Below are 13,022 nucleotides of genomic sequence, written 5' to 3'. Positions count from 1 at the left end.
CCCGCCGACCCCCGTCGACGACCTCACCTGAAACCCGCGACCAGTACAACGGCGTGGGGACGGCGCACCTGACGGAGAGGGGACCGGTGCGGGAGCGGATCGCCGCGACGCTGGAGCGGTGGCAGGTGCCGATCTACCTGGGGGCCATCGCCGCCGGGGCGGTCGCGGGCCTGGCGCTGCCCGGCGCCGGGCCGGGGTTGGAACGTGCGATCAACCCGGCGCTCGGGGCGTTGCTGTTCGTGACGTTCCTGCAGGTGCCGGCGGCCGAGCTGGTGCGGTCGCTGCGGGCGGGACGGTTCCTCGCCGCGGTGCTCACCGTCAACTTCGTCGTCGTCCCGGGCGTCGTCGCCGCGATGGTGCCGTTCCTGCCCGACGAGCGGGCCGTGCGGCTCGGCGTGCTGCTGGTACTGCTGTGCCCGTGCGTCGACTATGTGATCGTGTTCAGCGGGCTCGCAGGCGCCCGCGCCGGCGCGCTGCTGGCCGCCACGCCCGTGCTGCTGGCCGCCCAGATGCTGCTGCTGCCGGTGTTCCTGCTGGCCTTCCTCGGCCCGGGGCTCGCCGACGTCGTCGAGATCGGCCCGTTCCTCGCGGCGTTCGGCGGCCTGATCGTCGTCCCGCTCGCGCTGGCCTGGACGGTGCAGGCGTGGGCCGCGCGCCGGGCCGCGGGCGCGGCGTTCGCCGGGGCGGCCGGGACGGCGATGGTGCCGCTCATGGTCGTCGTCCTGGGCACGGTGGTCGCGTCGCAGACCCCGAAGATCGACGACGACCTCGCCGAGGTGACGGCCGTCGTGCCCGCGTATGTGGCCTTCCTCGTCGTCATGGCGTTCGCCGGGCTCGGCGTCGCCCGGCTGTTCCGCCTCGACGTCCCCGCCGCCCGGGCGGTGGTGTTCAGCGGGGCCACCCGCAACTCGCTCGTCGTGCTGCCGCTGGCCCTGTCGCTGCCCGACCGGTTCGCGATCGCCGCCGCCGTCGTCGTCACCCAGACCCTCGTCGAGGTCGTCGGCATGATCGTCTACGTCCGGGCGGTTCCCCGCCTGCTGCCCGACTGGCCGGCGATGTGAGCAGACAGACGATGGCACGAACGGGTAGGTACGCCCTTTACGAGCAGGATGAATGTGCAGGACAACAACGTTCACGGGGGACGGTCACGAGGGAGTCGTCATGTCATTCGATGGAGCGGGAGTCGTCGTCACCGGTGCGGGTTCGGGTCTGGGCCGCGCGGTCTCGCTGCGGCTGGCGGCCGACGGCGCCCAGGTCGTGGTCTCCGACATCGACGAGAAGGGCGGTCAGGAGACCGTCGCGCGCATCGCCGACCAGGGCGGGAAGGCGAGCTTCGTGGCGGCGAACGTCGCCGACCCCGCCAGCGTCACCGAGCTGTTCGACACCGCCGTGTCGGTGCTCGGCGGCCTGGACATGGCGGTGAACAACGCGGGCGTCGCCCACGCGCCGACGGACCTGCACCTGCTGCCGATCGAGGACTGGGACCGGGTCCTCGGGGTGGACCTGCGGGGTGTGTTCCTCTGCCTGCGCGCCGAGCTCGGCCACATGGTCGACGCCGGGCACGGCCGGATCGTGAACATGGCCTCCAACGCCGGGGTGAAGAACGCCCCGTCGATGGCCGGGTACACCGCCGCCAAGCACGGCGTCGTCGGCCTGACGAAGAACGCGGCGCTGCAGTACGCCCGGCGCAACATCCGCGTCAACGCCGTCTGCCCCGGCACGATCCTCACCGAGGGGCTCGCCGGCTACGGCCCCGAGCAGCAGGCGGAATGGGCCTCCCTCGTCCCAATGGGGCGCATCGGCACCCCGGAGGAGGTCGCCGGGTCCGTCGCCTACCTGCTCTCCGACGAGGCCGGGTTCATCACCGGCCACTCCCTGCTCATCGACGGCGGACTCATGTGGGACTGACCGCACCGGTCCGCGGTGCCCGGCGGACGGGCCATGGCATACAACTTCTGCCATGGCGGTCGGTGGGGGGCATTCCGGGCGGCGCTGGTTGTGGGTCGGGGTGGCTGTCGCCACGACTGGGGCGGCCGGCGCGCTGATCGCGGTGTGGCTGGTGCCGCCCGCGGTGTACCGGCCGGCGGATCAGGCCGACGCCCGGGCCTCGCTGCAGTCGGGGCTGCTCACCGCCGCCGCGGCGATGGTCGCGGTCGTCGGCGGCCTGGTCGCCCTCGCCGAGACCCGCCGGTCGAACGAGAACACCCACGTCCGCGAGCTCTACAGCCTGGCCGTCACGCAGCTCGGCGCGGACGACGAGACGATCCGCCTCGGCGGCATCTTCGCCCTCGAACGCATCGCCACCGACTCCCCGGCGGACCAGCGGACCGTCGTGGCGGTCCTGTCCGCGTTCATCCGCAGGCGCAGCGCCGACCCGGCCCTGCGCGTCCCCACGCCGCCCGCCGACGCGGGCACCGATGCCGGCCCCGACGCCGGGCGGGGTGGGCAGGACGACGGCGTCACCGCGGTGCGGTTCGCCGCCGATCTGCGGGCCGCCGTCCAGGTCCTCGCCCGCCTGCCCGAGCGCCGCGGCGTCGACCGCGCCGACCTCAACGGAGCCGACCTGACCGGGCCCGCGAGCCTGGCCGGGCTCCGCCTCGACTACGCGAACCTGGCCGGGGTGTGGCTGGCCGACGCCGACCTCACCGGCGCCCGGCTGGAGGGTGCGAACCTCACCGGGACGATGCTCGCCCGCGCCGACCTCAGCCGGGCCGCGCTGCTCGTGGCGAACCTGGCCGGGGCCAGGCTGTCCGGCGCCGATCTCAGCGGCGCCCGGCTGGGCGGGGCGAAGCTGACCGCCTGGCCGGACCGGTACACCTTCGTCCGCGTGCGGTTGGACGGTGCCATCCTCACCGGTACCGCGCTGCAGGGCGCGGATCTCACCGGAGTCGAGGGGCTCACCCAGGAACAGGTCAACCGCGCGCTGGGCAACAAGCGGACGCGTCTGCCCGTGGACCTCCACCGGCCGGGCTCCTGGGACCAATTCGCCGGATAGTTCAAAAAACGTACGGTTATGACCTGTAACCCACGGCGCACCGGCGCGTGCGGTGAGTCGGGTAGGTAACCCGGTGCCGGCCGCCCCGGAGGACGGGCCTATACGCTCTTGTGCTAATGACTGTCACGACTGAAGTCCTCACGTCCCCCCGCCTGTCGCCCTCAGCCTTCCTGGAGGGCCGGCGGCACGTTCCGACCTCGGCCGCCCCGGTGCTCGTCCCGGGCCGGCGCCGCCTGGCCGTCCTCGCCACGATCCTGGCCGTGATGGCCGTGACCGTGCACTGGGCGAACGGGTTCGTCGTCGGCCACCTCGACTCCCCGATCGAGTCCTGGGTCATCGCCCATCGCACCGGCACGCTGGACTGGATCGTCCGGCGGGTGTCGTTCCTCGGCAGCTCCCGGGTCGTCTACACCCTCGGCCCGCTGCTCGGGCTGGTCGCCTGGGCCCGGTGCCGGACGGTCGGCGCCACCGTCCTCGCCGTCACGGCCCTGCGGCCACTGGTCGAGTTCACCGCGAAGGCGCTGGTCGACCGGCCGCGGCCGAACATCGACCGGATGGTCGCCGGGGTCGGCCCGTCCTTCCCCTGCGGCCACGTGATGGCCGCCGCGGCGCTGTGGGGCATGGTTCCGATCGTGATCTCGCTGTACACGTCGTCACGGCGGGCCTGGCGGGCGAGCATCGCCGTCTCGTGCGTGGTCGTCACCGCGATCGGGTCGACCCGGGTGTATCTCGGCGTGCACTGGCCGACCGACGTCGTGGCCGGCACGATCTTCGCCGTGCTGCTGCTCGCCGGAGTCGACCGCGTCTTCCACCGCGCCCACGACCGGCTCGCCTGCCGGCGCGGTGAGGGGAATCTCGCCTCACCCCGCTGAGCCCCGCCCATCTGGGTAGCCTCGTCCGCTAAGGGACCGGTGCGGTGTGGGGGGATCGATGCCAAGGGATGACGCGATCGCCCCCGGGCCGCTGGTCGTCCGGTTGGACGAGCCGGCGGCGAGCGACACCGCCCTCGTCGGCGCGAAGGCCGCCAACCTCGCCGTCGCCGCCCGCGCCGGGCTGCCGGTGATCCCCGGCTTCGTCGTCACCACCACGGCGACCGGTCGGCCCAGTGGGGCCGAGCCGGCCCGCGGCGACGCGATCCACGATCGGTGGCAGGAGCTCAGCGACGATGGGCGCCGGCCGCTGGCGGTGCGCTCGTCATCCGTGGCAGAGGACTCGGCGTCGTCGTCGATGGCCGGCCAGTACCTGTCCGTGCTGCACGTCACCGGCTGGGACGCCTTCGCCGAGGCGGTCGGCAAGGTCGTCGCCTCGGCGACCGGCGTCGGCCCGACCGACGCCCCGATCGCCGTACTGGTCCAGCCGATGGCGCAGGCCCGCGTCGGCGGGGTGATGTTCGGCCTCGACCCGCTGACCGGCAGCCGCTCCCGCATCCTGGTGTCGATGACCGACGGGCTGCCCGAGCTGATCGTCAGCGGTCAGGTCACCGGTACCTCGCTGCTGCTGACCCGGCGCGGGCGGTTGAAGTCCGTCGACGGGACGGTCCCCGCGGCGGTGCACGCCCGCCAGCGCGGCCAGCTCGCCCGCCTCGCCCGGCGCACCGCGCGGGTCTTCGGCGCCCCGCAGGACATGGAATGGCTCATCGAGCCGGACGGCACGCTGCGGCTGCTGCAGAGCCGGCCGATCACGGCGGCCGTGCCCGTCGCGCACGGCCGGGTCTTCGGCCCCGGCCCGGTGGCCGAGACGTTCCCCGAGCCGCTGGCCCACCTCGAACTGGACCTGTGGGTGCCGCCGTTGGAGGACGGGCTGCGTGAGGCGCTGCGGCTGTCCGGGGCGACGGGCCGGGGGCATCTGCGCCGCCGGTTCGTCATCGACGTCGAGGGCCGGGTCGCCGTCGACCTGGAGGCCCTGGGCGTGATCAAGCCGCGGCGGCGGTGGTGGATGCCGCTGGACCCGCGGCCGGGGATGCGCCGGCTGCGCGCGGCCTGGCGGCTCGGCCGGCTGCGCGGCGCCTTCCCCGCGATCGTCGGCGACCTCGTCGAAGAGGTCGACGCCGACCTGCGTGCGGTGCCGGACCCCGCCACACTCACCGACCACCAGCTTCACCTGCTGCTCACCAACGCGCGCACGACGCTGCGCGGGGTGCACGCCCACGAGGTGCTCGCCGGGTTCTTCCTCGACGCCCGGGCGACCTCGACGACCGGCGCCGCCGTGGCGCTCGCCGCCGTCTCCCGCGCCAGGGAGGACGGGATGACCGACGCGGAGATCGTCGCGCGTCATCCCGAGAGCCTGGCGCTGATCCCGCCGGCCGTCGGTGGCCCGGGTGCCCTGCCGCCGACCCCCGCCTACGTGCGCCTGCCCACCGGCGAAGGCGACGACCCGGTCGCGGTGGCCCGCGAGGCGGTCCGGCTGCGGGCTCGCTGGCTGCACGAGCTGACCGCGCAGGCGGCGATGGAGCTCGGCCGGCGCCTCGCCCGCCACGGCCAGCTGCACCATCCCGCCGACGTGCGGCACCTGACGCTCGCCCGGCTGCGGGAGCTGACGATCTCACACGACCTCGCCGCGTCCGTCCCGGTGCAGGCGGCCGCCGCCCGCGGTGCGGCCCTGCCCGCCGCGTTCCGGCTGTCGGCCGACGGGCGCATCGTCGCGGCGGGCCGCAACGCCGGCGCCACCCAGGGGGTCAGCCCCGGGCGGGCCCGCGGCACGGTCACCCACGACCCGTCCGACGCCGCCGGCCGGGTCCTCGTCGTCGACACGCTCGATCCGGCGCTGGCCAGCGCGCTGCCGGAGCTGGCGGGCCTGGTGTCGACGACCGGCAGCCCGTTGAGCCACCTCGCGATCCTCGCCCGCGAGTACGGTGTCCCCGCCGTGATCGGCGTCGCCGACGCCACGACGACGTTCGCCGACGGCGACGAGGTGATCGTGGACGGCAGCGTCGGCGAGGTGGAACGCGTCGAAGCCGGCGACACCGAAGCCGGCGACATCGAGGCCGGCGCCGAGCCCGCCGAGAGCGGGGTCTGAGCGCATGAGGAGATTCGTCGTTCCCGGGATCGCCGCGATCACGCTGATCGGCTCGGGAGCCTACTTCTTCGTCTACCTGTACCGGTGGGAGTGGAACCGGGCGCTGACCAGCGGGGTCATCTTCATCGCCGTCGAGGTCATGCTGGTCGGGGTGACGCTGTGGCAGCGCATCGGCCGGCTCGCCGCCACCGCGCAGGCGAGCCCCGAGCGGCGCCGGCGCATCGAGGCCCGGCTGCGGGAGGCCCCGCCGCAGCGCACGGCGGTGTTCGACTGGCTGCGCCCCGACGGTTCGTCCGCACCGGTGTTCATCCCGATCCTCATGGGCGCCGGGCTGCTGCTGTCGGGCCTGGCCTGGGTGGTCGAGCGGCTGGCCCGCGCGACCGCCGGCAGCGTCGCCGACCCCGGGGTCGCCGCGACGATGGCGAGGCTCGGCCCGCCGCCGGGTGGCCTGCTCGACGACTCGGCCGATCCGCTGCGCCTGCTGCGCCAGCCGACCAGCCCGCGATGAAGGCGCTGCGCCCGCTGCTCGTGTTCGTCGTCGCCGTCGCGGTCGTCCTCGGCGGAGTGCACCTGCTGCAGGAGGCAACCGAATACCACGGCGGCGTCGGCGCCGAGGCGCAGACGACCGTCCTGTTCTCAATCAAGGACAACGATTTCCACCACGGTGACGCCTTCGCGGCGACGGCCCTGTGGCAGACGTGCATCGCCACGATCGGCTGGACCGGCGAGGACGAGCCGGCTCCGGCGGGCGAGCGAACCTACCGTGCCGTGCTGCGCCCCTCCCTGCCCGACGACACCCGCCGCCGCCTGCGCGGCTGCATCGAGGACCTCGTCGTCAACCACGTCAAGGGCAACGTCGTCAGCATGTACTCCGGCGCCGCCTGAAGGAGGGCCCGTCCGGGGCTGGTTCCGGTTCCGCGGAATCCAAATGACCGTGTCACGTGGTCGTGGTCGTGGTCGTGGTAGTGGTCGTGGTGGTAGTGGTCGTGGTGGTAGCGGTCGTGGTGGTAGCGGGCCGCGGGCCGTGGCGGCGATCGCGGAGCGTGGTGGCGGCGGTGGGGTGTTCGGGGTGGATGCGTGGGAGAGCGCCTACCTGGTCGCTCTGGTGGGTTCGGCATCCGGTTTGTCCCTACAGAAGGACCAGGTGGCACCGTTCCCACGCACGCCCCCGCTCCCGGCCCGCTCACCGGCCACGGAACGTCATCGCCGATCCGATCCGACCCGACCCCCGGACCGGATCGGGAAAGAACCGTGCAGACGCGGCAGCAGCGACCGTGACGGGGCCCGGCCCCGGCGGCACACGAGGACAGCTCACAGCGTCAGCGTCAGCCGAACCGCAGCCGAACCGTGTGCCCGCCCAGCGGCGCTGGCGTGACGACCGTGGCGCGGCTCCGCGGAACACCTTGGTCGGGGTCGAGGTCGGGGCGGGCTGTGCTTCGGCCTGCGGCCGTCCGCCGGTCGGCATCGTCACCCGGGTTCCTCGGCCGTCGGCCTGCGCATCGCCGTCTGCCACCCGGCGGCGACCAGGAGCAGACCGGCCACCAGCGCCTCCACACCGGCGACGACGCCGTGGAAGGTGACGGCATGCAGCCCGTGTGACATGTTCGCCAAACCCACGGCAGCGCCGACACCTCCGGCGAGGATCACCAGCGCCGGAAGAGCCACCGACCCCGACGGGTACCGACGTGGCCGCCGCGGTCCGCGTGGCAACGCCCGCAGGTGGGCGACGATCGCCGCCGCGACGACGACCAGCCCGGCCGCGCTCATGCCGTACTGGAGCCACTTGTAGCCGGGCAGGGCGCCGTGCTGGGCGCTCAGCCAGGCCACCTGTCGGACGCCCCACCGGTGTTCATGGGTGAAGTCGTCCCAGACCACATGGGTCAGGGCCCCCACGCTCGCGGCCACCGGCGCCAGCAGCCACTGGCGTCCCGTGAGCCGCGCCCGGGGGGCCAGCCGCAGCCGGACCGGATCCGGCGCCAGATCTACCACGGCATCGCGCGTCAGGTTGAACCACATCGCCAACGCGGCCAGCGCCAGCACCGGACCGACCGTCACGACGCCGAGCAGGCTGTGGGTGAGCCGGTACAGCGCCGGCCACTCGAGGAACACCGGCACGTCCGGAACCATCGACCCGGCCACCATCGCACTCATCGGCAGGCCGAGCCGCCGCAGCGGCAGCACCGCCGCCGGATGACTCAACGTGAAAGGCACCCGTTTCCTCCCCCGAACCACCGTGCTGCCCCGAATTATGCTGCAGGAAAGAACAACGGGTTCGATCACGGCAACCACTGCGAGGCAACGGGCTCTGTGCGCCCGCACCCGCCACTACCAATCTTCGACACCCTCCGGTACCGGTTTCCGACACCGCCTGGGCGGCGGCAGGCTTTCGTCTTCTGCCTGGGCGCCTTAACTACCTGGGCGCCGGCCCGCGGGCAGGGCCGGCGGCAGCGTGCGGACGGCGGGCGGGGATGGCAACGGGGCCGAACAGGGTGGTGCGCAGGGCCGGGCCGAGGGTGCGGACTATTTCATCAACGGTCATGGAGGCGAGCGGTTCGACGGCCAGGACGTAACGGGTGAACACCAGGCCGCCGATCTGGCCGACGAACGTGCCCGCGCGGTGGTGGGCGTCGGCGCCGCCGATCCGGTCGGCCAGCTGGTCGATCAGCTCACGGTGCAGGCCACGGCGGATGAGCGCCGCGAGTTCCGGATCGGCGACCGCCGCGCGGACCGCGGACAGCAGCGGCATCCCCATCTCCGGCTGGTCCCAGACCGTCACCAGGGTGCGGACCGCCCGCTGGGGCAGGGTCTCCAGGTCGCCTTCGAGCAGCTTGGCCAGGATGTCCGCCGGGTGGACGGAGATTTCCAGGACGGCGGCGAACAGGCCGCGCTTCGATCCGAAGTAGTAGCTGATCAGCGCCGCGTCGACGCCCACGTCCGCGGCGAGCGAGCGCATCGTGACGCCGTCGTAGCCCTCGCGGTGGAACCGGTCCCGGGCCACGGCGAGGATCTGAGCCCGCACGTCGGGACTGCCGGGCCGCCGCCCGCGCCGCGGCGAAGAATTCATCACGGTTGAACAACTACGGACGCCGCCTCCACAGTTCCACCAGCACACCGAGCTGGAGGAGCCGACATGACCACATCGGTAGCAGGCACCGCGCCGAAGGAACCGACCGCGCATCCCGCTCCCGGCGGGCCGGGGGCAGCGGCGGGGCCGCCCGTCAACCACACCCGGGTGCTCGTCGTCACCTGCGTGGCGCTGGCGACGGTCATCTCGGCGATGTCGTCGCTGAACGTCGCCCTGCCCTCGATCGCCGCCGACACGCACGCCTCGCAGACCCGACTGTCCTGGATCATCGACGCCTACAGCCTGGTCTTCGCCGCACTGCTGCTGCCGGCGGGTGCGCTGGGCGACCGGTTCGGGCGGCGGCGCGCCCTGCTGATCGGACTGCTGATCTTCGGGGCCGGCTCGGCGGCGGCGCCGTTCACGAGCAGCGCGACGGCGCTGATCGGCCTGCGCTGCGTGCTCGGGCTCGGCGCGGCGCTGGTGATGCCGGCGACCCTGTCGACGATCACCGGAACGTTCCCGCGGGAACGCCGGGCGGCCGCGGTCGGCGTGTGGGCGGCGGTGGCCGGGGCCAGCGCCGTCGTCGGGGTGCTCACCTCGGGCCTGCTGCTGGAAGCGTGGTCGTGGCGCTCGGTGTTCGTGCTCGGCGTCATCCTCGCCGCCGCCGCCGCGTTCGGGACCTGGCGGTTCGTGCCCGACTCCGCCGACCCGCACGGCCCCCGTCTCGACGTCGTCGGCGCCGCGATCTCGGTCGCGGGCCTCGGCGCGCTCGTCTACTCGATCATCGAGGCGCCCGAGCACGGCTGGCTCGGCGCCGCCACCCTGACCGGGCTCGGCGCCGGGGTGGCGCTGCTGGCCGGATTCGTCGCCTGGGAACTGCACACCCGCGCCCCACTGCTGGACCCGCGGCTGTTCACCCGGCCGGCGTTCGCCGCGGGCACCGTCTCGATCCTGCTGCAGTTCTTCGCCTTCTTCGGGATGATCTTCGTGATCATGCAGTACCTGCAGCTCGTCCGCGGGGACAGCGCGCTGGTCGCCGCGGTCAGCGTGCTGCCGATGACGGCCGGGCTGGTGCCCGCCGCCCGCCTCGCCCCGAAGGTCGTCGCCGCCGTGGGCGCCCGCGCCTGCTGCGTCGCCGGGCTGGCCCTGATCACCGCCGGGATGGTGGTGCTGTCCCGGATCGGCCAGGACAGCCCGTACTGGCTGCTGCTGGCCGGGCTGTATCCGCTCGGCCTCGGGATGGGCCTGGCGATGACCCCGGCGACCACCGCCATCACCGACAGCCTGCCGCCGGCGTTGCAGGGCGTCGGTTCCGCCGTCAACGACCTGTCCCGCGAGCTCGGCGGGGCCCTGGGCATCGCCGTCCTCGGCAGCCTGCTCAGCGCCACCTACCGCAACCACCTGGCCCTGCCCGCCGCCGTCCCGTCGGCCCTCGCCGAGAAGGCCCGCTCCTCGCTGGGGGTCGCCGCCCACCTCGGTGAGCCGGCCGCCAGCCACGCACGGACGGCCTTCGTCGACGGCATGCACGTCGCCTTCCTCGGCGGTGCGGTCGCCACCGCGGTGGCCGCGGTCGCCGTGGCCCTCCTGCTGCGCACCGGACGTCCGGCGCCGGCCACCGAGGCCGAGGCGGCCCATGGGGCCGATGCGGCCGATGCGGCCGCGGCCTTCGAGGGGAACTGAAGCTTCACGTCCCGTCGGCGCGCCGATAACGCTGGTGGAAGACGTTGTGCTCGACGGGACGCCGGCCGGGGTGGCGGCGTTCCTCCGCGGGATAACCGACGGCGACCAGCAGGGCGATGGCGAGGTCGTCGCGGTCGGCGATGCCGATGGTCTCCTTCACCGCGGCCTCGTTCCAGCCGTTCATCGGCGAGCTGGCCAGACCCAGCTCGGTGGCGGCGAGCAGCACGTAGGTCGCGGCGATCATCGCATCCTTGATCGCGTACTCGCGCAGCAGGTCGCGCCGTTCCAGATCATGTTGGAAGTCGTCGGAGGCGGCCGCGAACATGGCGATGAAGTCGTCCGACCAGGCGCCGGCCCGCCGGGCCTGGTCGTAGATGTCGGCCCGGTCGGCGCGCCAGGCCTGCGGTTGCGCGACGAAGACGAGGACGACCGGGGCCTCGGCCGGCTGCGGCTGCCCGCCGGTGGCGCGGACCAGCCCTTCCCGGCCCGCCTCGTCGCTGACGACGACGATCGAGCGGTCCTGCAGGTTCCAGGACGTGGGCGCCTCGATGGCCAGGGCGAGCAGGGCGTCGAGCGTGGCGGCCGGGATCGGGTCGGGCCGGTAGTGCCGGACCGTGCGACGGTTCCGGATCGCGTCCGCGACCGACAGGGTCTGCCCGGTGGAGAGCACGAGACCGGCTGCGGGTCCGGGTGGCAGGAGCTGCGTCATGGCACTCACTGTCGGGGAGTGGCTCTCCATTCGGAAGAAGGCACTAAATGGTGCGCTACTCTCTCCCGCATGGATGATCGCACCATGGTCGAGTCCTCGGGGCTGCCCGCGGACGCCTTCTGCGCGAAGTGCCCGACCCGCCAGGTCCTCGACCACATCGCCGGCAAGTGGACGGTGCTGATCGTCGACGCGCTGCTGAGCAACGCCACGATGCGCTACACCGAGCTCGCCCGCCGCATCGAGGGCATCTCGCAGAAGATGCTCACCCAGACGCTGCGCGCGCTGGAATCCGACGGGTTCGTCACCCGCACGATGCACCCCACCATCCCTCCACGGGTCGACTACGCCCTGACCCCTCTCGGCCGCAGCCTCGCCGAGCCGATCACCGCCCTGCGTCGCTGGACCGAGACCCACATCAACGAGATCGAACGCGCCCGCGCCGCGGCGGCGGACTGAACCTTCCGCCACGGCCGGCCTCCGGGAGGACCGGGACGACCAGGCCGGGCCTGGGTTGCGCGGTGAGGTCGCGTCGCGGCAGCGCCAAGGGTGTGGCCAGGATGAGCAGACCAGCGGCCGCGATCGCGATCCGCAGGCTGGTGATGCTGGCCAGCAGGCCCCAGAGCGCCGTCAGGGCGGCGATGCTGGCCTTGCTGGTGACCGACCAGGCCGACAGCGTCCGGGCGACCCGCGCGGCATCGGTGTGCTCGAGCCGGTAGGTGGCGAACACGGGATTGAACACGCCCATGCAGGCGACCAGGCCGAGTTGGACGGCGATGACGAGCACGATCCCGGCCGTGCCGGGCCGGATGAAGGCCAACCCGAGCGACCAGCACGCCCGCAGTGCGCCGGCGACGAGCAGGACCCGATGTGCTCCGTGGCGTGCGACGAGGGGCCGGGCCAGGCGGGAGCCGACGAGCCCGCCCACGCAGGGCACGCCGAACGCCAGGCCGTACTGCCACGGCTCGAAGCCGAGGCGGCCGAGCATGAGGATGGCGACCAGCGGAGACGTCGCCATGATCAACCCGTTGACCAGAATCGTGTTGACGAACAGTGACCGCAGCGCCGGGTGGCTCAGGATGTACCGCCAGCCCTCGGCGAGATCGCGAACACGTGCCCTCGGCACGTCGGCCGACGCGGAGTGTGGCTCGCTTCCGCCGATCGCGCGGATTCCCGCTGCCGAGAGCAGGTAACTGACCGCGTCGGCCAGCACGGTCGTCACCGGTCCGAACAGCCCGATCGCGGCCCCGCCGAGTGGCGGCCCGACGATGGTGGCGGTCCAGGTCGTGGATTCGAGCCGGCCATTCGCGACGAGCAGGTCCTCGCCCCGCAGGTGCGCTTTCACGTAGGCGCCACTGGCAGCCGTGAAGGCGATGTCGGCCGCGGCGACCGTCACCGACACCACGAGGAGCTGGGCGAAGGTGAGCCACCCGAACGCGAACGCGGCGGGGACGCTCAGCACCGCGACGAACCGGGTCAGGTCCATCGCCACCATCACCGGCCGCTTGCGGCGGAACTCGACCCACGGTCCGAGCGGCACCGCCACCAGCGCCCCCGCCGCC

The 13,022-nt window shown here is 73.4% G+C and carries 13 protein-coding genes; 9 read left to right on the top strand and 4 right to left on the bottom strand.

Annotated elements, in window-relative coordinates:
* Positions 1 to 53 precede the first annotated feature (53 nt).
* The 7 genes from NBZ83_RS22795 to NBZ83_RS22765 all read left to right on the top strand — a co-directional run bounded on the left by NBZ83_RS22795 (position 54) and on the right by NBZ83_RS22765 (position 6,895).
* On the top strand, positions 54 to 1,061 hold the full coding sequence (locus NBZ83_RS22795; RefSeq protein WP_261575755.1) for a bile acid:sodium symporter: 1,008 nt from the start codon (positions 54 to 56) through the stop codon (positions 1,059 to 1,061).
* Positions 1,062 to 1,161: 100 nt separating this feature from the next.
* A complete protein-coding gene (locus NBZ83_RS22790) occupies positions 1,162 to 1,908 on the top strand; it encodes an SDR family NAD(P)-dependent oxidoreductase (RefSeq protein WP_261570461.1) in 747 nt (248 codons plus the stop codon).
* 52 nt (positions 1,909 to 1,960) lie between these two features.
* The gene (locus tag NBZ83_RS22785) at positions 1,961 to 2,995 is read left to right on the top strand and encodes a pentapeptide repeat-containing protein (RefSeq protein WP_261575754.1); all 1,035 of its coding nucleotides are present in this window, start codon (positions 1,961 to 1,963) and stop codon (positions 2,993 to 2,995) included.
* 116 nt (positions 2,996 to 3,111) lie between these two features.
* Complete coding sequence (locus tag NBZ83_RS22780) at positions 3,112 to 3,867, top strand: phosphatase PAP2 family protein (RefSeq protein WP_261570463.1); 756 nt, start codon at positions 3,112 to 3,114, stop codon at positions 3,865 to 3,867.
* Between the two features lie 58 nt (positions 3,868 to 3,925).
* Entirely contained in the window at positions 3,926 to 6,010 is a 2,085-nt protein-coding gene (locus tag NBZ83_RS22775) for a PEP/pyruvate-binding domain-containing protein (RefSeq protein WP_261575753.1), read from the top strand.
* Positions 6,011 to 6,014: 4 nt separating this feature from the next.
* A complete protein-coding gene (locus NBZ83_RS22770; protein ID WP_261570465.1) occupies positions 6,015 to 6,518 on the top strand; it encodes a hypothetical protein in 504 nt (167 codons plus the stop codon).
* The gene (locus NBZ83_RS22765; protein WP_261575752.1) at positions 6,515 to 6,895 is read left to right on the top strand and encodes a hypothetical protein; all 381 of its coding nucleotides are present in this window, start codon (positions 6,515 to 6,517) and stop codon (positions 6,893 to 6,895) included. The genes NBZ83_RS22770 and NBZ83_RS22765 overlap by 4 nt, the downstream gene beginning before the upstream one ends.
* Positions 6,896 to 7,477: 582 nt before the next feature.
* On the opposite strand, the gene NBZ83_RS22760 is transcribed toward NBZ83_RS22765, so the two are convergent.
* Both NBZ83_RS22760 and NBZ83_RS22755 read right to left on the bottom strand, forming a co-directional pair.
* Positions 7,478 to 8,221, bottom strand: coding sequence for a DUF4184 family protein (locus tag NBZ83_RS22760; protein WP_261570467.1), 744 nt, complete (start codon positions 8,219 to 8,221; stop codon positions 7,478 to 7,480).
* Between the two features lie 199 nt (positions 8,222 to 8,420).
* Complete coding sequence (locus tag NBZ83_RS22755; RefSeq protein WP_261570468.1) at positions 8,421 to 9,029, bottom strand: TetR/AcrR family transcriptional regulator; 609 nt, start codon at positions 9,027 to 9,029, stop codon at positions 8,421 to 8,423.
* A gap of 111 nt (positions 9,030 to 9,140) precedes the next feature.
* Here NBZ83_RS22755 and NBZ83_RS22750 point away from each other — a divergent pair, with 111 nt between their 5' ends.
* The gene (locus NBZ83_RS22750; protein ID WP_261575751.1) at positions 9,141 to 10,754 is read left to right on the top strand and encodes an MFS transporter; all 1,614 of its coding nucleotides are present in this window, start codon (positions 9,141 to 9,143) and stop codon (positions 10,752 to 10,754) included.
* A gap of 4 nt (positions 10,755 to 10,758) precedes the next feature.
* Here NBZ83_RS22750 and NBZ83_RS22745 read toward each other — a convergent pair whose 3' ends face one another.
* Entirely contained in the window at positions 10,759 to 11,463 is a 705-nt protein-coding gene (locus tag NBZ83_RS22745; protein ID WP_261570470.1) for a nitroreductase family protein, read from the bottom strand.
* Positions 11,464 to 11,547: 84 nt separating this feature from the next.
* Here NBZ83_RS22745 and NBZ83_RS22740 point away from each other — a divergent pair, with 84 nt between their 5' ends.
* Positions 11,548 to 11,919 (top strand): winged helix-turn-helix transcriptional regulator, encoded by a 372-nt coding sequence (locus tag NBZ83_RS22740; RefSeq protein ID WP_261570471.1) that lies wholly within the window; start codon positions 11,548 to 11,550, stop codon positions 11,917 to 11,919.
* On the opposite strand, the gene NBZ83_RS22735 is transcribed toward NBZ83_RS22740, so the two are convergent.
* Positions 11,879 to 13,022, bottom strand: a 1,144-nt coding sequence (locus tag NBZ83_RS22735; protein WP_261575750.1) for an MFS transporter, incomplete at its 5' end; no start/stop codon positions are given. The two genes, NBZ83_RS22740 and NBZ83_RS22735, sit on opposite strands and share 41 nt — an antisense overlap.

The organism is Frankia gtarii (assembly GCF_025403375.1).
GTDB lineage: Bacteria > Actinomycetota > Actinomycetes > Frankiales > Frankiaceae > Frankia > Frankia gtarii.
Note: the sequence above shows the minus strand (reverse complement) of the source record. Positions and strands in the feature narration are given on the sequence as shown.

Coding starts and splice junctions, on each gene's coding strand:
- NBZ83_RS22770 (WP_261570465.1), top strand. CDS start 6,015: ATGAGGAGATTCGTCGTTCCCGGGATCGCCGCGATCACGCTGATCGGC.
- NBZ83_RS22790 (WP_261570461.1), top strand. CDS start 1,162: ATGTCATTCGATGGAGCGGGAGTCGTCGTCACCGGTGCGGGTTCGGGT.
- NBZ83_RS22765 (WP_261575752.1), top strand. CDS start 6,515: ATGAAGGCGCTGCGCCCGCTGCTCGTGTTCGTCGTCGCCGTCGCGGTC.
- NBZ83_RS22780 (WP_261570463.1), top strand. CDS start 3,112: ATGACTGTCACGACTGAAGTCCTCACGTCCCCCCGCCTGTCGCCCTCA.
- NBZ83_RS22750 (WP_261575751.1), top strand. CDS start 9,141: ATGACCACATCGGTAGCAGGCACCGCGCCGAAGGAACCGACCGCGCAT.
- NBZ83_RS22775 (WP_261575753.1), top strand. CDS start 3,926: ATGCCAAGGGATGACGCGATCGCCCCCGGGCCGCTGGTCGTCCGGTTG.
- NBZ83_RS22740 (WP_261570471.1), top strand. CDS start 11,548: ATGGTCGAGTCCTCGGGGCTGCCCGCGGACGCCTTCTGCGCGAAGTGC.
- NBZ83_RS22785 (WP_261575754.1), top strand. CDS start 1,961: ATGGCGGTCGGTGGGGGGCATTCCGGGCGGCGCTGGTTGTGGGTCGGG.
- NBZ83_RS22745 (WP_261570470.1), bottom strand. CDS start 11,463: ATGACGCAGCTCCTGCCACCCGGACCCGCAGCCGGTCTCGTGCTCTCC.